Origin of the sequence: Flagellimonas myxillae (assembly GCF_023502235.1) — a bacterium.
GTDB lineage: Bacteria > Bacteroidota > Bacteroidia > Flavobacteriales > Flavobacteriaceae > Flagellimonas > Flagellimonas myxillae.
Window position 1 is genome coordinate 1826391 of sequence record NZ_JAMFLY010000001.1, and the last position, 18338, is coordinate 1844728.

Annotated in this window: 14 protein-coding genes; 8 read left to right on the forward strand and 6 right to left on the reverse strand. The window is 43.3% G+C overall.

Annotated features, from left to right (window positions below; genetic code table 11):
• Positions 1 to 32 precede the first annotated feature (32 nt).
• From M3P07_RS08200 to M3P07_RS08225, 6 genes are read left to right on the forward strand one after another with little or no spacing between them, the layout of a single operon-like run.
• The gene (locus M3P07_RS08200) at positions 33 to 1004 is read left to right on the forward strand and encodes a stage II sporulation protein M (protein WP_249969388.1); all 972 of its coding nucleotides are present in this window, start codon (positions 33 to 35) and stop codon (positions 1002 to 1004) included.
• Positions 988 to 1866 (forward strand): hypothetical protein, encoded by an 879-nt coding sequence (locus M3P07_RS08205; RefSeq protein WP_249969389.1) that lies wholly within the window; start codon positions 988 to 990, stop codon positions 1864 to 1866. The genes M3P07_RS08200 and M3P07_RS08205 overlap by 17 nt, the downstream gene beginning before the upstream one ends.
• Positions 1867 to 2601, forward strand: coding sequence for a DUF4129 domain-containing protein (locus M3P07_RS08210; protein ID WP_249969390.1), 735 nt, complete (start codon positions 1867 to 1869; stop codon positions 2599 to 2601).
• Positions 2594 to 3808, forward strand: a complete 1215-nt coding sequence (locus M3P07_RS08215; RefSeq protein WP_249969391.1) for a DUF4350 domain-containing protein — start codon at positions 2594 to 2596, stop codon at positions 3806 to 3808. Before M3P07_RS08210 ends, M3P07_RS08215 begins: the two co-directional genes overlap by 8 nt.
• A complete protein-coding gene (locus M3P07_RS08220; protein ID WP_249969392.1) occupies positions 3798 to 4781 on the forward strand; it encodes an AAA family ATPase in 984 nt (327 codons plus the stop codon). The genes M3P07_RS08215 and M3P07_RS08220 overlap by 11 nt, the downstream gene beginning before the upstream one ends.
• A 2-nt stretch (positions 4782 to 4783) precedes the next feature.
• Complete coding sequence (locus M3P07_RS08225; protein ID WP_249969393.1) at positions 4784 to 6115, forward strand: DUF58 domain-containing protein; 1332 nt, start codon at positions 4784 to 4786, stop codon at positions 6113 to 6115.
• Here the strand turns inward: M3P07_RS08225 and M3P07_RS08230 are convergent.
• Genes M3P07_RS08230 through mnmA form a run of 3 tightly spaced genes read right to left on the reverse strand, consistent with a single transcriptional unit; the run spans position 6107 to position 8757 of the window.
• Complete coding sequence (locus tag M3P07_RS08230; protein ID WP_249969394.1) at positions 6107 to 6580, reverse strand: YfiM family lipoprotein; 474 nt, start codon at positions 6578 to 6580, stop codon at positions 6107 to 6109. The genes M3P07_RS08225 and M3P07_RS08230 overlap by 9 nt on opposite strands.
• A 39-nt stretch (positions 6581 to 6619) precedes the next feature.
• Entirely contained in the window at positions 6620 to 7564 is a 945-nt protein-coding gene (locus tag M3P07_RS08235) for an NAD(P)H-dependent flavin oxidoreductase (RefSeq protein ID WP_249969395.1), read from the reverse strand.
• Between the two features lie 2 nt (positions 7565 to 7566).
• Positions 7567 to 8757, reverse strand: a complete 1191-nt coding sequence (gene mnmA / locus M3P07_RS08240; RefSeq protein ID WP_249969396.1) for a tRNA 2-thiouridine(34) synthase MnmA — start codon at positions 8755 to 8757, stop codon at positions 7567 to 7569.
• A 486-nt stretch (positions 8758 to 9243) separates the two neighbouring features.
• On the opposite strand from mnmA, the gene M3P07_RS08245 reads away from it, so the two are divergent.
• Both M3P07_RS08245 and M3P07_RS17765 read left to right on the forward strand, forming a co-directional pair.
• Entirely contained in the window at positions 9244 to 11127 is a 1884-nt protein-coding gene (locus M3P07_RS08245) for a fasciclin domain-containing protein (protein WP_249969397.1), read from the forward strand.
• 73 nt (positions 11128 to 11200) lie between these two features.
• Positions 11201 to 14167 (forward strand): fasciclin domain-containing protein, encoded by a 2967-nt coding sequence (locus tag M3P07_RS17765; RefSeq protein ID WP_284042098.1) that lies wholly within the window; start codon positions 11201 to 11203, stop codon positions 14165 to 14167.
• Positions 14168 to 14449: 282 nt separating this feature from the next.
• On the opposite strand, the gene yidC is transcribed toward M3P07_RS17765, so the two are convergent.
• From yidC to M3P07_RS08275, 3 genes are all read right to left on the reverse strand, one after another.
• Entirely contained in the window at positions 14450 to 16312 is a 1863-nt protein-coding gene (gene yidC, locus M3P07_RS08265) for a membrane protein insertase YidC (RefSeq protein WP_249969398.1), read from the reverse strand.
• A 67-nt stretch (positions 16313 to 16379) separates the two neighbouring features.
• Positions 16380 to 18014, reverse strand: a complete 1635-nt coding sequence (locus M3P07_RS08270) for a CTP synthase (protein ID WP_249969399.1) — start codon at positions 18012 to 18014, stop codon at positions 16380 to 16382.
• Positions 18015 to 18068: 54 nt separating this feature from the next.
• Positions 18069 to 18305 carry a DUF3820 family protein gene (locus M3P07_RS08275; RefSeq protein WP_249969400.1) on the reverse strand — a complete coding sequence of 79 codons (237 nt, stop codon included), beginning with the start codon at positions 18303 to 18305 and terminating at the stop codon, positions 18069 to 18071.
• Positions 18306 to 18338: the final 33 nt, after the last annotated feature.

Below are 18338 nucleotides of genomic sequence, written 5' to 3' on the forward strand. Positions count from 1 at the left end.
ATTTTAGTTTCTTTACTTATAAACCAGATTTAATGCGAGAGGCGGCTTTTGTAAAGCAAAATAAGGACAAATGGATCGCTTTTGAAAATGTCCTGAACAATCAGGGCCAACTGAAACCAGATAAGCTATCTGACCTCTACATTGAAATCACGGACCACCTTAGCTACGCCAAAACCTTTTATCCAAAAAGCAATACAGAACTTTACTTAAATGCCCTGGCTTCCCAGGCGCACCAAAAAATCTATAAGACCAAACGGGAATCCAAGAACCGTATTGTGGAGTTTTGGAAAACGGAATTCCCATCCATGTTCCACCAGCACCACAGGGAATTGCTGATTTCCTTTTTGGTGTTTGTGTTTTTTGCCCTTGTTGGGGCCTTCTCTTCGGCCAACGAAGGGGATTTTGTCCGGTCTATTTTGGGGGATGGTTATGTGAACATGACCTTGGACAACATTGAAAAGGGAGACCCCATGGCGGTGTATAAGGAACAAGGAGAGTTCAATATGTTTTTGGGAATCACCATCAACAACATAAAGGTGGCGGTTTACGCATTTGCCTTTGGAATTTTTTTGGGCATTGGCACCTTGATGATCATGTTGCAAAATGGGATCATGGTGGGCAGTTTTCAATATTTCTTTTATGAGAAAGGCCTTCTTTGGGAATCGGCCCGTACGATATGGATCCATGGCACCATCGAAATCTCCGTGATCATTATCGCGGGATGCGCTGGCCTCGTCATGGGCAATGGCATGTTGTTTCCCGGGACCTACACCCGATTGGAATCCTTTAAGAGGGGCGTGAAAAATGGGCTAAAGATCATGGTCAGTACCGTTCCGTTTTTCATCATTGCGGGGTTCTTGGAAGGTTATGTTACCCGACATACGGAGATGCCCGATTGGCTGGCACTTGTGATCATAGGTTCATCCCTGTTCCTAATCATTTATTACTATATCATTTATCCTAACCAATTCAAACGAAAAGCAAACCATGCAGCAGTACATTGAATTTAAAAAACAACGGGAGTTGGGCGAAATTTTGTCCGACACATTTGGTTTTATGCGCAATCAATACAAACCTTTCTTTGGTTCTATCCTAAAAATAGTTGGACCTTATTTAGTGGTGATGTTGATTACCCTAGGCTTCTATTATTATTTTATTGGGGATATGTTCGCCTTCAATATTGAAACTTCCAATGAGTCTTTTAACCCATTGATGACAGCCTTGGTTTTTATCCTGTTTTTTGTAGCTATCATTGCAGCCTATGTCATGGCCCAGGCCACGGTACTCTTTTATATCAAATCGTATGCGAATAACCAAGGGGTCATTGATTTTGATGAAATCAAAAAGAACGTGTACACCCATTTTTGGAGTTTTATAGGCCTTGGACTTTTGGTCGGGATTTCCCTAGCGGTTGGTTTTATGCTTTGTGTCATCCCCGGGATATATCTGTATCCTGTACTGGCCCTATCCTTCAGTGTTATGGTGTTTAACCAGAAGGGCGTAAGTGAAGCCTATGGTTACAGTTTTACCTTGATCAAGGACAATTGGTGGATTACTTTCGCGACATTTTTTGTTATCGGAATCATTGTGGGAATAGCGGGTTATGCCTTTAATATACCAGCATACATTTATATGATGGTTCGTATGGGCACCTTGGCCGGGGAGGTTGATCCCGTGGGAATGGCCGGTGGTATCTTTGACCCCATATATATTATACTGAACCTGCTATCGGTTTCTGTTCAATTTTTGCTTAACCTGATCACCTTGGTAGCCAGTGTACTTATCTATTTCAACCTTAATGAAAAGAAGAATTTTACCGGGACTTATGAGCGTATTGAAAATTTAGGGAAATCAGCTGAGGAATAAATGCGCAAACTATTGCTTTTAGGGGTTTTTATGTTGATTTGGAACCAAGTCTTGGCCCAAAACGATACCCTTGTAAAGTATGATTCCTCCCAAAGGGCTCCCGTGGAAATCGCCCAAGAAGATCTCCAAACCTATCTGGATGACGACAAGTTCAATTATGAAATTGTAAAAGCCGAGAACACTTGGTGGGACAATTTCAAGAATTGGTTGTACAACCAATTTCTTAAGATTTTTGAGTGGCTTTTTGGTGTGGAGGAAGCTGTGGGCGCACTCGGCTCTTTTTTACGGATACTTCCCTACATTTTGTTGGCAGTACTGTTATTCCTGATTATTAGATTTTTTGTCAAGTCGAATACCCAATCCTTGGTCTATTCCGAGCACAACCCCAACACCGTTTCCCTTTCGGAGGATGAGCGGATCATCAAAACCGAGGATATCCAGCAACTCATTCGAAATGCCCTGGCCGATAAAAACTACCGTCTTGCCATTCGATACTATTACCTCCATGTGCTCAAACTGCTTTCAGAACAAGAACTTATAGATTGGCAACTACAAAAAACCAACGACGATTACATAAATGAACTGGGCAATAGTGCGTTGAAATCATCCTTTAGCAGGGCCACCTTACTCTACGATTACATCTGGTACGGAGAATTCAACATTGACCAAGAACGCTATTCAAAGGCCGAAAAGGTATTTGTCTCGCTTAAAAATTCAATTGCCGCCGATGTTTAAAAAAGGAAGGATATATATCGTCATTGGCATTTTCACCATGGGTTTGGTATTGCTACTCGAGTACAACAAACCAAAAAAAGTGAACTGGTTCCCTTCCTATGTGGCCCATCATAAAATTCCGTACGGGACCTATGTTCTCAACGACCTTTTGGAACAATTTTATCCAAATCGGGTTCAACAGATTGGCAGGCCTCCCTTTGAATTTTTAAGCAGTAGGGATTCTTTGAAGGGCACTTACTTTTTTATTAACCAATCCGTTTATTTTGACGAAGCGGAGCTCTACTCCCTTTTGGATTGGGTACAAAAGGGCAACACGCTATTTGTTGCCTCACAGGGATTTGATGAAGTGCTTTTGGACACGCTACAGCTGGAAGAGCAATATCTTTTCAGTTCCGATGGAATTTCTCCGACATTCCATCATAGATTGGTCAATCCAAATTTGGATACTGAATCGGTCACTTTCGACAAGAACTTCAATGCCAGAACTTTTAAAAAGATAGATACCCTAAACACGATAATTGTAGGAGAGGTCCTAAACGCCGTGGACAGCACTGAAACCCAATCCAAGGGTATCAATGTGATCCAGCAATCATTTGGGGAAGGGAATATTATTTTATCCACTTTCCCAGAAGCCTTCACCAACTATTTTATGCTAAAGGACAATTACCGCAACTATACGGCCGGGCTATTGTCTTATTTGCCCAGTCAAGGTTCCATTCTAATGGACAATCATTACAAAGAAGGAAAAACCTATTATACATCCCCCATGTATCTGTTTTTGAACACCAAGGAATTTAAGTGGGCGTATTATTTGGTCTTGATAGGTGCCTTGTTTTATATCATTTTTGAAGGTAAGCGGAAACAGCGCGCCATTCCGGTGGTGACCCCCTTGAAAAACCAAACTTTGGCTTTTACACGGACGATAGCGGACATGTATTTTGAAAATGGGGAACAAAAGCAGATTACATCGCATAAAATCGCTTATTTTTTGGACTATATCCGTTCGCGCCTGCACCTACCCACGCAACAACAGGATGACACATTCCTTAAAAATCTCGCCCTGCGGAGCAACAATGAACTTGACGATGTCCAAGCCCTGTTTAAGCTCATAAACTCACTTAAGGACAAACCTCAAATTTCGGATACCGAACTTGAAGAATTGAACAAAAAAATAGAAGCATTTAAAGCAAAAGCTGATGGAAAATAACGAATTGAACTTTGATAGCAGGGTTCCCTTGGAAGACCTGAAAAACACCGTGGCAGAAATCAAGGAAGAACTGTCCAAGGTAATAGTGGGGCAGCAAAACTTTATGGACCTGCTCATCGTCTCCCTGTTGGTGGATGGCCATGCCCTGATAGAGGGGGTACCTGGGATTGCGAAGACCATTACCGCAAAATTATTTGCCAAAACCCTGAAAACCGGATTTAGCAGAATTCAGTTCACTCCTGATCTGATGCCCAGTGATATTCTGGGAACTTCGGTATTTAATGTCCAAAAATCCGAGTTTGAGTTCAAGAAGGGACCCATTTTTTCCAATATCGTATTGATTGACGAGATCAACCGGGCACCGGCCAAAACCCAGGCAGCGCTTTTTGAGACAATGGAAGAGCGACAGGCCACCATTGATGGCACCACCTACCCGATGGCCGAACCATTTATGGTCCTTGCCACACAAAACCCCATTGAGCAGGAAGGCACCTATGCCCTACCCGAAGCACAACTGGATCGGTTTATTTTCAAAATTAAGGTGGACTACCCCTCTGTCGAGGAAGAAGTACTGATCGTTAAAGGACATCACGAACGGAAGGGCGCTAAGCCACAGGACAATGTAAAGGCCATTCTTACGCCGAAGAAAATGGCGGAATTTAAAACGAACATTCACGATGTAATCGTGGAGGAAAAAATCATCAGCTATATTGCCCATATCATCACCAATACCCGAAACCATCCCCATCTGTATCTCGGCGCTTCCCCAAGGGCCTCAATTGCCACCCTATCTGCGGCCAAGGCGTTTGCGGCAATATCTGGTCGGGATTTTGTAATTCCGGAAGATGTGAAAAAGGCTCTGGTCCCAGTGCTCAATCATAGAGTAATCCTAAGTCCGGAAAGGGAAATGGAAGGAATGACCACAGAAAATGTGATCAACATGATCATGGAATCCGTAGAAATCCCGAGATAGGCATGCGTACGTTTAGGTCGTTTTATATCCATAACCACTTTTTTTGGTATATCGCTATTTTGGCGGCCTGCTTTGTTGTTTCCTATTGGTTCACATTTTTATATCCAATTGCCTGGTTATTGATTTTTATAGCTTGTGCCCTCTTCTTGTTGGATTGCTATTTTCTGTACAGCACCCCCAATGCTAACCAAGCACAAAGGGAGTTGCCCCAAAAGTTGTCAAACAGCGATGAGAATCTGCTTGCCGTACAGCTTAGTTCCCGTTATCCTTTTGTAGCTGGAATCACGATAATCGATGAGCTTCCTATCCAATTCCAAAAAAGGGATTTCGCCTACCATACCTCACTATCCAAAAACGAAAAGCACACTTTTGACTATACCGTGCGACCTGTGGAGCGCGGCGAATATGTTTTTGGTAACCTGAATGTTTTTGCCTCCTCTCCTTTACGGATTGTTAAGCGACGGTTTGTTTTTCAAAAGGATCAAATGGTTCCTGTGTATCCTTCGATCATCCAGATGCAGCAATATGATTTTCTGGCCATCAACAATCGATTAAGTGAAATTGGTCTGAAGAAAATCCGGAGAATTGGGCATACCCAGGAATTTGAGCAGATTAAGGAATACATTAAAGGCGACGATATCCGGACCATTAACTGGAAGGCCACTGCGAAGAAGAACCAATTGATGGTGAACCAATACCAGGATGAAAAATCACAGCCCATCTATTCTGTAATCGATACCGGACGGGTCATGAAAATGCCCTTCAACAGTCTAAAATTACTCGATTACGCCATAAACTCTACCCTGGCGTTTTCCAATGTGGCCTTAAAACGGAATGATAAAACAGGGATGATCATCTTCTCGAAGAACATCGAAACCTTTGTTCCCGCGGTTCAAAAGATTTCCCATTTGAATCTGATCCTGGAAAAGTTATACAACATAAACACGGCCTTTACCGATACGGATTTTGGATTGCTGTACGCCCATATCAAAAGAAAGGTGAATCAACGGAGCCTGCTATTGCTCTACACCAATTTTGAACACATTTCTGCCCTTAAAAGGCAACTTCCCTATCTGCTCGCCATTGCCAAAAAACATGTTCTGGTGGTTGTGTTTTTTGAAAATACGGAGCTGGAATCCCTAATCTCTAAAGATGCCGAAGATCTGCAGACCATCTACCATAAGACCATCGCGGAAAAATTTTCTTTGGAAAAAAGACTCATGCAAAAGGAGTTACAACAATACGGGATCCAAACCATTTTAACCAAACCAGAAAGCCTGACCATCAATACCATTAATAAGTACCTTGAAATTAAAGCACGGGGATTACTCTAGGGAATAGCTATTATCAGAAAAACCAAGAGCGGTCAAAGTAGGAAGGGAGTCCGTGGTTAACTTTAGATAAGCCACTTTGTCAATTTGAAAGTCTTCCAAATTTAGGTTTTGGGTAGTTAAACTCTCCTTGGGTGTTTTCTTGTTCCTTTTTTTGGAGAATAATTCAATGGTAACTCCCACAGTGACTCCTCCCAAGACCGTCGCCATTAAATCGTCGTTGTCCCATCCATTTTCACGTTGACCAGCATCAACAGATTCCTTGGCCACGCCAATCAATGCACTGCCAGCCACTGAACCAACAAAAGTCCAAAGTCGATTCCCATCCGAAACTTGTTTAGCTATTCCTGCGCCGGCCAAACCAAAAAGGTTGCCGCCCAAAAAATGAAGTGCTTTGTCCCGTTCCACTTGTGCATGCAATTGCGATGCAAAAAGGAACACGACTAGTGTGGGGATTAGTGTTCTCATTGCTTGGTAAAAGTAGAAAAAAATATCCAATTGACTGGGCTAAAGCCCTTTGACGGCAGCTCTTGCAGTCTCATATTCGTGCATCATCTTCCGGACAATTTCTTTGGCGGGTAAAATTTCATGGATCAACCCAGATACCTGTCCAATCTCCAATTCACCTTCCTTCAAATCTCCTTCGAACATCCCGCGTTTGGCCCTTGCCCGACCCAGCAATTGCACTAAATCTTCTTTGGTCGCGCCATTGGCATAAGCCTCTTGTATATCTTGGTAGAATTTATTTTTTAGCAGGCGAACGGGAGCCAGTTCCTTCAAGGTTAGGTGGGTGTCGCCTTCTTTGGCGTTCACAATATAATCTTTGAATAGGTCATGGGCAGAACCCTCTTCGCTGGCCGCAAAACGACTTCCAACCTGCACACCGTCCGCACCCAATACCATCGCCGCCAACATGGCGTTCCCGGATGCAATCCCTCCAGCGGCAATCAACGGAATATTTATTTGTTCACGTATTGAAGGAATGAGGACCATGGTTGTGGTTTCGTCCCTACCGTTGTGCCCCCCAGCCTCAAAGCCCTCGGCAACTATGGCATCCACCTCAGCTTCTTGGGCCTTCAACGCAAACTTTACACTACTGACCACATGTACCACCGTGATTCCCTTTTCCGTTAAAAAAGAGGTCCATGTCTTGGGGTTGCCGGCCGAAGTGAAAACTATTTTAACCCCGGATTGGACGATGATGTCCATGATGTCCTCAATATTGGGATAGAGCATGGGCACATTAACGCCAAAAGGTTTGTTTGTGGCTTGTTGGCACTTTTTAATATGATCTTTGAGCACTTCGGGATACATACTCCCAGCTCCAAGTAGTCCCAATGCACCTGCATTGGATACGGCGGAAGCTAGCCGCCAACCGCTTGTCCATATCATTCCCCCTTGAACAATGGGATATTTGATTCCAAAAAGTTCAGTGATTTTGTTTGGGTTCATAGTCATGAAATAACACCAGAGCCCACAAGTTCGTCATTTATGTACCAGGCCACAAACTGCCCCTCTGTAATGGCAGATTGTTTATCCTTAAAGTCGACATAAAGACCATTATCCGTTTTGTACAAGGTTGCTTGCTGCAGGGGTTGTCGATATCGTATTCTGGCCATAACCTTCATGGATCCATCAACCTCAAGGGCCATATCACTTCGTACCCAATGCAGTTCATCATCCTTTACGAACAATGTACTCCTATATAAACCAGGGTGGGACTTTCCCTGTCCGGTATAAATAACATTGCTCTCCACATCGGTATCAATTACAAACAAAGGCTCCTTGGTCCCGCCTACATTCAATCCCTTGCGTTGACCAATGGTAAAGTAGTGCGCGCCTTGATGCTCCCCCACGACCTTGCCGTCATGTACCGAGTAATTGGGTTTTTCCGCTTGAAAGGCCAACTCCTCCTGTTTGTTTTCAAAGGATGGACTAGCTGTATTGAATTGCTCCGCACTATCTGGAACCTCGACAATAACTCCTTTTTTGGGTTTTAGTTTTTGCTGCAAAAAATCGGGCAAGTGCACTTTGCCCACAAAACAAAGACCTTGGGAGTCTTTTTTATCAGCTGTGATCAAATTGTTGTCTGCGGCAATCTGCCTAACCTCCGGTTTGGTAAGTTCCCCAATCGGAAACAGGGTCTTGGCCAACTGTTCTTGGGAAAGTTGGCACAAAAAATAGGATTGGTCCTTGTTGCCGTCAACACCTGCCAAAAGTTGGTAGGTTTCAGTTCCGTCGTCATTTTGGATGGTACCCTTGCGACAATAATGCCCTGTGGCCACATAATCAGCGCCCAATTGCAAAGCTATTTTTAAGAAAACATCGAATTTGATTTCCCTATTACAAAGGACATCTGGGTTTGGAGTACGTCCCCTTTCATATTCATTGAACATGTAATCCACGATGCGTTCCTTGTACTCGGCGCTCAAATCCACCGTTTGGAAAGGAATTCCCAATTTTTCGGCAACAATCAAAGCGTCATTGCTATCCTCCAACCACGGACATTCTTCAGAAATGGTAACCGAATCATCATGCCAATTCTTCATAAACAAGCCAATGACCTCATACCCTTGCTGTTTTAAAAGGTAGGCTGTAACGCTCGAATCCACTCCTCCAGAAAGTCCAACTACAACTTTTTTCATCCCATTTAATTACCAAGTGCAAAAATACAAAATGACAAACATTGGGAGTATGTCGTAAATCTTAAGTGTAGGTTACAGGACAATTGAATGAAATACAACAGAGTTGTTTACACCCCAAAAAATGCCTGACCGAGGCGACATTATATTCGAATTTGTTAAAATTATGATTAATTATTATCTATTATGGTTAAACAATTATGATTTTCTGTTTTTTTGAAATTTTCAACGTTTATCCAAACTCCCTGTTGAAACACCTAAGGTGCCCCTCCATTATCAATCTGCTTTATAGCATCCGTTAATTGTAGTATACCCACTACCTTTTTAAGCTAAAATGCAAAGACATTAACCGATTATTGTCAAAAAATCAAACGATGGATGATAATTTTGTTAAAGTTTTAATAAAAACCGTTAAACAATTTGATTTTAGTTTTGTTTAATTTAATATTTGTTTTGTTAAACAAAATGTATAATCAAAAAAACTACCCTATGAAAGCACTAATGAACTTTTCAAAATTGTCATTACTGATTTTTGCTTTGACCTTTACTTCCTGTTTGGAAGATGATAACGGAATTACGGATCCCCCACCTGAGGAGTCACCTAACATTGTTGAGGCTGCCCAGGCCACTGCAGACTTAAGCAGCTTGGTAAGTGCTCTACAAAAAGCCGATGAAAGTGCCAATAATGATTTAATTAGTGCTTTAAGTGGTGACGGGCCTTTCACGGTCTTTGCACCTACCAACGCTGCGTTTGCAGACCTTTTGGCCCAACTGGATGGTTTTGATTCCTTGGATGACTTTAATTCCGAACAACTTCAGGATTTGCTGGCCACCATTCTTACCTATCATGTAATTTCAGGAACTGCGGCCATGTCTACCGATCTGACCGACGGACAATCCTTGACCACACTACAAGGTGCAACACTTAGTGTGTCCCTCGATGGTGGAGTCTTTATTGGAGACGATACCGATGCCGATGCCCAAGTAACTGCTGCCGATGTGGAAACATCCAATGGTGTTGTACATATCATTAACAAGGTGTTGCTACCTCAAACTATTCTGGATGATTTAGCGGATATTCTTCTTGTGCCTATTACGGATTTGGCGATAGGTAACGAAAATCTGGAAAATCTTGTTGCTGCTTTGGTTGCTGCTGATGGAGATCTACCCAATGTGCTACGAGGAGCCGGACCATTTACGGTATTGGCCCCGACCGACGAAGCTTTTGAAGCCTTTTTGGATGGTGCCGCCCTGGGAGATATTCCAGTAGAGGTGTTAACCAATGTGCTATTGAACCATGTACTTAGCGGAGCCATCTACAAAGAAGATTTGGAAGGACTAGGTTCTGGATATTCGAACACCTTGGCAACTGGGGCCGGAGACCAAAATATGAGTATCTTCTTCGATGCCATGGATGGGGTTTCCTTTAATGGTGTATCCTCCGTTTCCACAGCAGATGTAAAAGCCCTGAATGGTGTGGTACATATTGTTGATGCTGTAATCGGTTTACCCAACATTGTCGATCACGCTGTTGCCAATCCTAATCTAACCGCTTTGGTTGGCGCCCTTACAGATGGCGGAAACACAACGTTTACCGATCTATTGTCCAATGAAGAGGAAGTATTCACGGTTTTCGCACCTATTAACGCTGGCTTCGATGCGTTCATGAATCCAAATGGTAATGCACTTAATGATATTCTTTCGAATCACGTTGTAGTTGGTGCAGCGGCCTTCTCATCCGGTTTGTCAAATTCCTATGTGAACACAGCAGCCACTTTTGATGCTGACAAGCCATTAAGCCTTTATATCAATACCGATGACGGAGTTACGCTAAACGGAATCAGCCAAGTGGCAATTGCCGACATTGTGGCTACTAACGGGGTAATCCACGCTGTGGATATGGTTATTGACCTACCGACTGTGGTAACCTTTGCCACCGCAGACCCCAATTTCTCCACCTTGGTTACTGCACTGACGGATTTGACGCCAAGTACTGATTTTGTTTCGGTATTATCCGATCAAGATGGAAATGGAGCTGACCCGTTCACGGTCTTTGCGCCTACCAACGCAGCCTTTGATGCTCTTGCTGCGATTCCAGAAGAAGCTGATTTGATTCCAATCCTGCAGCACCATGTGATCGCGGGAGCCAATATCCGTTCAGGAGACCTGAACGCGGATGGCGATACAGTAACCCCTGCCACGCTGGAAGGTGATACGTTTACCATTACCCTTCCTGGCACTGAAGGCAACATCGCTGATGTAACCGATGGGGCTGGAAATATGGGCATTGGCATTGATGCTGTTGATGTACAAGCCATTAATGGAGTAATCCATGTCTTGGATGCTGTTCTAGTTCCAGATACAATGAACTAAATTGAAATGGGCCGGTTTCATATCCGGCCCTTTTTCATCCCACCAATTATAGAGAACATTTAACAACACTACAATGAAAACATTACTACAATCAAACAAGCCTTTCCTATGGTTGGCTCTTTTCCTGTTTACATTCGTTTCGTGCGAATTGGAAGATGACCAAGCGGTAGTTGATGACGAAATTCCAACGAAGAATATTGTGGAAACCGCCCAGGACACTGAAGCGTTAAGTTCTTTGGTTGCTGCATTGGCCAAAGCAGATGAAAATGAAGATTCGGATTTAATCCCCACCCTAAGCGGAACTGGCCCATTTACCGTTTTTGCACCGACCAATGACGCATTTACCGACTTGCTCAATAGTTTAGACGGATTTAATTCGTTGGACGATTTTGATACAGACGAAGAACGTTCCCTCCTGGCAACAATCCTTCAATATCATGTTATTGCAGGAACTGCCGTAGCTTCCGGAGACCTTACCAACGGTCAGGAAGTCACAACGGTTCAAGGGGAGGATTTAAAGATAATTTTAGACGGTGGGGTTTTTATAGATGATGCCACCGAAAGCAACGCCGAAGTGGGTACCCCAGATGTATCTGCATCCAACGGCATTGTACACATTATAGATAAGGTGCTGCTTCCACAAGCCATAATTGATGCCTTAAACGAAGGAGGAACTTTGGTGGATATCGTTGTTGCTACAGAAGCTTTATCCTTGTTGGAAGCTGCCGTAATCAAGGCCGATTTGGTGGATACCTTGAACGGGGATGGACCTTTTACGGTCTTTGCTCCTACCAACGATGCATTCGAAGCCTTGTTAATCGCATTAGGTGGTGATTATATGAGCTTGGACGATTTTGATACGCCCGAAGAAATTGAATTGTTAAAGAGTATTTTACTATATCATGTGATTCCGGCACAAGTACTTGCAGCAGACCTTACTGAAGGCGAGGTAGGCACCGCCCTTCCCGAAAATGCATTGACCATTATTGAAGAGGATGGCAAATTTGTGATTGGGGACGCCTCCGATACCAATGCCAATATTACTGGAACGGACATTATGGCCTCCAACGGAGTTGCCCATACCATAGATAAAGTGCTGCTTCCACAAGCCGCTATAGATTTTGTGGCTTCCCTGCAGATGAAAAATATCGTGGAGCTCGCCATCGAGACAGATGATTTGAGTTTGTTGGTGGATGCCTTGGTCCAGGCCAATGCCGGACTTGTGGAAACCCTTAGCGGGGAAGGTCCATTTACGGTATTCGCTCCTACCAACGAGGCGTTTGCTGCCCTTTTGGATGTGTTGGGTGATGACTACAACGCCCTCTCCGATTTTGACACCCAGGAAGAATTGGACCTTTTGGTCGATATTCTTACCTATCATGTTGTAGCGGGAACAGCTGCTTTCTCCACAGATTTATCTGATGGACAAATGATAGCAACAGTTTCTGAAGACGAGGTGACCATTAAATTGGACGGGGATTACGTATTTATCAAAGATGCTTCCGAGGACAAGGCCAAGGTGATAATTCCAGATGTTTCTGCCAGTAACGGGGTGGTGCATGTAATTGATAAAGTATTGCTTCCGCAGGCGGCCATAGATTTCGTAGCTGCATTACAATTAAAGAACATTGTGGAGCTGGCCATCGAAACTGATGACTTGAGTCTATTGGTAGATGCATTGGTCCAGGCCAATGCCGGACTGGTGGAAACCCTAAGTGGGGAAGGTCCATTTACTGTATTTGCTCCTACTAACGAGGCATTTGCTGCCCTTTTGGATGTGTTGGGTGATGACTACAACGCCCTCTCCGACTTTGATACCCATGAAGAACTGGACCTTTTGGTCGACATCCTTACCTATCACGTGGTAGCGGGGACAGCTGCTTTCTCCACGGATCTATCCGATGGACAAATGATAGCAACCGTTTCGGAAGACGAAGTGACCATTAAATTAGACGGTGGATATGTGTTTATCAAGGATGCTTCGGGAGATAAGGCCAAAGTGGTCATTCCCGATGTTGAAGCCAGCAATGGAGTGGTTCATGTCATTGACAAGGTACTCCTTCCGCAAGCAGCAATTGATTTCGTGGCTTTCCTCCAATTGAAGAATATTGTGGAAATTGCCATAGAAACCGATGACTTGAGTCTATTGGTAGATGCATTGGTCCAGGCCAATGCGGGATTGGTGGAAACTCTAAGCGGCGATGGCCCCTTTACGGTTTTCGCACCCACCAATGAAGCCTTTGAGCATCTTTTGGGAGATTTAGGATTCCACGGAATTGGTGATTTTGACACGGACGAAGAAATAGAATTGTTGATCAAGGTACTCACTTACCATGTTGTTGCTGGAACAGCAGCCTTCTCAACAGATCTTTCCGATGGTCAACATATCGAAACCTTCCAAGGTGAAAACATAGGAATCAATATCAAGGATGGCGGCGTTCATATCGTTGATGCCACTGACACCAATGCCACCGTTGTACTGCCCGATGTGGAAGCTAGCAATGGTGTGGTCCACGTAATCAATAAGGTGCTTTTACCACAAGAGGTATTGGATATTCTAAATCCACCAGTACCCAACATTGTGGAGCTGGCTGCTTCTGTTGAGGATCTAAGTCTTTTGGTGGAAGCGATAATTCAAGCTGATGCCGGTTTGGTAGAGGTCTTGAGTGGCGACGGTCCTTTTACCGTGTTCGCTCCTACCAATGAGGCTTTTGAAGATTTGCTTCACGCACTGGGCGACGATTATAACAGCTTAGAGGATTTTGAAGATGACGACGACATGGAACTCTTGGCCAAAATACTCACCTACCATGTAGTGTCAGGGGCAGCACTGGCTTCTGGAGATTTGTATAATCATCAGCAATTGCACACAGTTCAAGGCGAATCCTTGTTTGCCATAATTAACCATGAGGTGTTTATCCGGGATAAAACCCATGTCGATGCAGAGGTTATTGCACCCAATAATGTGGCCAGCAACGGTATTGTGCATTTAATAGACAAGGTCTTGCTTCCCAAGAAGGTTTTGGACGAACTACACTAAAATTAAATATGGAACGCCTATAGTTTTGTAGGTCAAATATTACAAACGAACTCCCTTAATTTGCTTTAAGGGAGTTCCTTTATCTATAAGGGTTGACCGTTCGTCGATGACACATCAAAACAGGTCTCTTTTACCATACAAAATACCCCCTTTTACAACTATTAATTTTTTAGGCTGGTTTTATGTGGCATCTTTGGAGTCCCAAATCTTTCCAAACTATACCTATCAATGGTGAAAGCTCCCCCAAAGTTCTTGGGGGAGTTTTTGTTTTTTTGTGAAGGATTATCTTCTTCCGGCCTTCTTTTGTTCCTCGGCCTGCTCCATCATCTCCCGCATCTTTTTCTGGAATTTGTTTTCCTTCTTTGGCTTCTTTTTGTTCTCTTGAATTTGTGCATGGATCTTGTCCTCATCCAAAATGTAGTTCTTGATGGCCAACATAATAAAAATGGTAATCAAGTTAGAGATGAAATAATATAAACTCAAACCACTTGCATAGTTGTTAAAGAAGAACAACATCATTAGTGGAGACAAATACATTATGAACTTCATGTTGGGCATTCCAGGCTGCTGTTGCATCTGCATAGTCTGGCCTGTGGTCAAAGTCATATAGAAGAAAATTGCAATGGATGCCAAAATTGGAAACAAACTTACGTGGTCCCCATAAAACGGAATTGAAAATGGAAGATTGAAAATAGTATCATATGACGATAAGTCTTCCGCCCATAAAAACGATTTCTGTCTCAATGCAAAAGAAGTTGGGAAAAACATAAAGAGTGCATAGAAAATAGGCAACTGCATCAAGGCCGGGATACACCCGCTCATTGGACTCACACCTGCCTTGCCATACAGCTTCATGGTCTCTTGCTGCTTTTTCATGGCATTGTCCTTGTACTTCTCGTTGATCTCCGTAATCTCTGGTTTCAAAACCTTCATCTTGGCCTGGGAGAGATACGATTTATAGGTAACTGGTGATAAAGCGAGTCTCACCAAAATCGTCATTACAACAATAGCAATACCAAACGGCAGGAAGGAACTTAAGAAACTATAGAATGGAGTGAACACATATCTATTGATCCAGCCAAAAATTCCCCATCCAAAATATATGGTGTCCTCGAGTCCGTACTCATCATATTTACTTAGCACTTCGATATCTGTTGGACCATAATACCAATTCAGATTTTCAGAAAACTCTCCTCCTTCCAAGGATAATGGAATTGTTGTCCCAAAACTCTTGGTAAACGCAATGTCTTTGTTTTCCTCTTCCACCAAATTTACAGAACGAAGGTCTGCCGACTTAAAATTCTTTTTGGTCGCTAAAATTGATGTGAAAAAATGCTGCTTATAAGAAATCCATTTTACGTCCTCATCCGACTCCTCGTCATCACTATTAGCTGACAAATAGTCGATTTTTCCGTCATCGAAATTGCGCATGATCTCAGTGTATCGATTTTCATACTGTACACTTTTGTCATGGCGAATCCCTTTAAGATTCCATTCCAAATCAATGGGCCTTCCAGAATTGATTACTCCATTCAAGCCTTGCGACCGAAGGGTAAAGTCCAACAAATAATCGTTGGGCTTCATCTCATATCGGTATTCCAAAAATTTATTCTGGGAAACTTTGGCCTTCATGGAAAGCACCTGGTTATCCCCATTTGTGGACAGGGAAGGTTCAAAATATAAGTCCGATGTGTTTAAAACCCTATTGTCCGAAGAAGTGAAGTTGATGCCAAAACTGGCATTGCCGTCTTTAACCAAATACACAGGAACAGAATCATAAGTGACATAATTCTTCATCCTAGCTTCCACAATCTGCCCCCCTTTGTTGGACACCTCCAAATAGAGTACGTCGTTTTCCAATTTGGTTGTCCCCTCAGAAGTTGTGGTAAATCCAAAAGCGCCAACCGAATTTTTGTAGTCGGCCACAGCTGTCGAATCCTGTTTGTTGATGGGTTTGGGGGTCTCTATTTGGGGAACTTTGGCCTCTTCTTCCTGTTGCGCTGCCGCCTCAATTTTTTCCTGTTCCGCTTTTTGGGCTTCCAATTCCTCAGGAGTAGGTTGATTTTGGTAAAACATAAATATGAGTATTCCAAAAATCAACACGAATCCAATAATGGAATTGATGTCCAGTTTCTTTTCTTCCATGAAAGTTATTTAGTGAAAATCTTTATCTGCGCTTTTCCGGTCGCAAATATATGTCCAAAACCGCAGTTTATGCCAAACTGGCATTAGTTTGTTGCTGTTTTTGCGCCAAAACCGCCTTAACAAATCCTACAAATAATGGATGCGGGTTGGCCACGGTGCTTCGGTACTCTGGATGGTACTGCACCCCAACAAACCACGGATGCGATGGAATCTCTATTACCTCCACCAATCCGGTTTTTGGGTTAAGCCCAGTGGCTTTTAATCCAGCTTCCTCCATTTGTGTTTTGTAATCGTTGTTAAATTCAAAACGGTGGCGGTGCCTCTCGGCTATTTCGGTATCGCCATACACTTGATGCACCAAGCTACCTTCCAAGAGATGGCAGTCCCAAGATCCCAATCGCATGGTCCCTCCCATATCGGTCACCAACTTTTGCTCCTCCATTAAGCTTATAACAGGGGCAGGTGTATTCGGTTTCATTTCGGTGGAATTGGCATCTTTAAGCCCAAGTACGTTTCTGGCGAATTCAATTACGGCCATTTGCATTCCCAAGCAAATTCCCAAAAAGGGCACGTCGTTTTCCCTGGCATATCGAACGGCCATAATCTTGCCTTCAATTCCTCGCGCCCCAAATCCAGGAGCCACCAGAATGCCGTCAAGGCCCATTAATTTTTTATCAATATCGTTGACCGTTAAATGTTCGGAATGGATAGATCGCACCTCAACCTTTACTTCGTTGGCTGCACCGGCATGAATAAAAGATTCCAGAATGGACTTATACGAATCCTGGAGTTCCACATACTTACCAATAAGACCAATGGTCACCTTATTTTTTGGGTTTTTGTGTTTCTTCAAAAACTGCTCCCACTGTTCCAACTCGGGTTCAACATCGTTGGGTAGTGCCAATTTTTCCAGAGCTACTTTGTCCAAGCCTTCCTGCTGCATCAACATGGGCACATCATAAATGGTCGATGCATCTATGGATTGAATCACGGCTTCCTTTCTTACATTACAGAAAAGGGCCAGTTTTCTTTTGATGTCATCCGATATTTGATGTTCGGTACGGCAAACCAAAATATCCGCATTTATCCCACTTTCCATCAAGGTCTTTACAGAATGCTGGGTAGGTTTGGTCTTTAATTCGCCCGCTGCAGATAGGAAAGGAACCAGGGTAAGATGCACCACAATTCCGTTGTTCTCGCCCAACTCCCAGAGCAATTGCCTTACTGCTTCAATATAAGGTAGGGATTCAATATCACCCACTGTACCCCCAATTTCGGTAATCACGATATCGTAGTCACCGCTCTTGCCCAATATTTGGATTCGCTCCTTTATCTCATTGGTGATATGGGGAACCACTTGAACCGTTTTTCCCAAAAATTCACCTTTGCGTTCTTTCTCGATGACACTCTGGTAGATTCTTCCGGTAGTTACATTGTTGGCTTGGGATGTACGCACATTTAGAAAACGCTCGTAATGCCCCAAATCCAAATCCGTTTCAGCTCCATCATCCGTAACATAGCACTCCCCATGTTCATAAGGATTCAAGGTTCCGGGATCTACATTAATGTATGGATCTAACTTCTGAATGGTGGTTCGGTAACCTCTGGCCTGCAGTAGTTTGGCCAAAGATGCTGCTATAATTCCTTTTCCCAAGGATGAAGTAACCCCTCCCGTAACGAAAATGTACTTGGTCTGTGCCATATTGAATGCTCTATTACGGGGTGTAAAGTTACAAATTGCCGGAAGAAATTTGGCTCATTCCCTAGGAAATTCTTTTTGAATTTTACGGATCAAGGGTTCCAGACCATTATCCTTGATATCCAAAGTGGTCTGAAGATACTCTCCCAGCTTTCCATTTGGGAATCCCTTTTGCTTGAACCACACGAGATAGGCCAAGGGCAAATCGACCAAATATCGGTCCTTGTATTTACCAAAGGGCATTTTATAATGTGCCAGTTCGAACAACTTTTCCTTGTCGGGCCTAATTTCCATATCCGTCCCTAAAGTACTATCTTAACCTCAATA

Excerpts from the sequence above, each read along its gene's own strand:
- M3P07_RS08200 (WP_249969388.1), top strand. The coding sequence starts at position 33 with ATGCGAGAGGCGGCTTTTGTAAAGCAAAATAAGGACAAATGGATCGCT.
- M3P07_RS08205 (WP_249969389.1), top strand. The coding sequence starts at position 988 with ATGCAGCAGTACATTGAATTTAAAAAACAACGGGAGTTGGGCGAAATT.
- M3P07_RS08210 (WP_249969390.1), top strand. The coding sequence starts at position 1,867 with ATGCGCAAACTATTGCTTTTAGGGGTTTTTATGTTGATTTGGAACCAA.
- M3P07_RS08215 (WP_249969391.1), top strand. The coding sequence starts at position 2,594 with ATGTTTAAAAAAGGAAGGATATATATCGTCATTGGCATTTTCACCATG.
- M3P07_RS08220 (WP_249969392.1), top strand. The coding sequence starts at position 3,798 with ATGGAAAATAACGAATTGAACTTTGATAGCAGGGTTCCCTTGGAAGAC.
- M3P07_RS08225 (WP_249969393.1), top strand. The coding sequence starts at position 4,784 with ATGCGTACGTTTAGGTCGTTTTATATCCATAACCACTTTTTTTGGTAT.
- M3P07_RS08230 (WP_249969394.1), bottom strand. The coding sequence starts at position 6,580 with ATGAGAACACTAATCCCCACACTAGTCGTGTTCCTTTTTGCATCGCAA.
- M3P07_RS08235 (WP_249969395.1), bottom strand. The coding sequence starts at position 7,564 with ATGAACCCAAACAAAATCACTGAACTTTTTGGAATCAAATATCCCATT.
- mnmA (WP_249969396.1), bottom strand. The coding sequence starts at position 8,757 with ATGAAAAAAGTTGTAGTTGGACTTTCTGGAGGAGTGGATTCGAGCGTT.
- M3P07_RS08245 (WP_249969397.1), top strand. The coding sequence starts at position 9,244 with ATGAAAGCACTAATGAACTTTTCAAAATTGTCATTACTGATTTTTGCT.
- M3P07_RS17765 (WP_284042098.1), top strand. The coding sequence starts at position 11,201 with ATGAAAACATTACTACAATCAAACAAGCCTTTCCTATGGTTGGCTCTT.
- yidC (WP_249969398.1), bottom strand. The coding sequence starts at position 16,312 with ATGGAAGAAAAGAAACTGGACATCAATTCCATTATTGGATTCGTGTTG.
- M3P07_RS08270 (WP_249969399.1), bottom strand. The coding sequence starts at position 18,014 with ATGGCACAGACCAAGTACATTTTCGTTACGGGAGGGGTTACTTCATCC.
- M3P07_RS08275 (WP_249969400.1), bottom strand. The coding sequence starts at position 18,305 with ATGGAAATTAGGCCCGACAAGGAAAAGTTGTTCGAACTGGCACATTAT.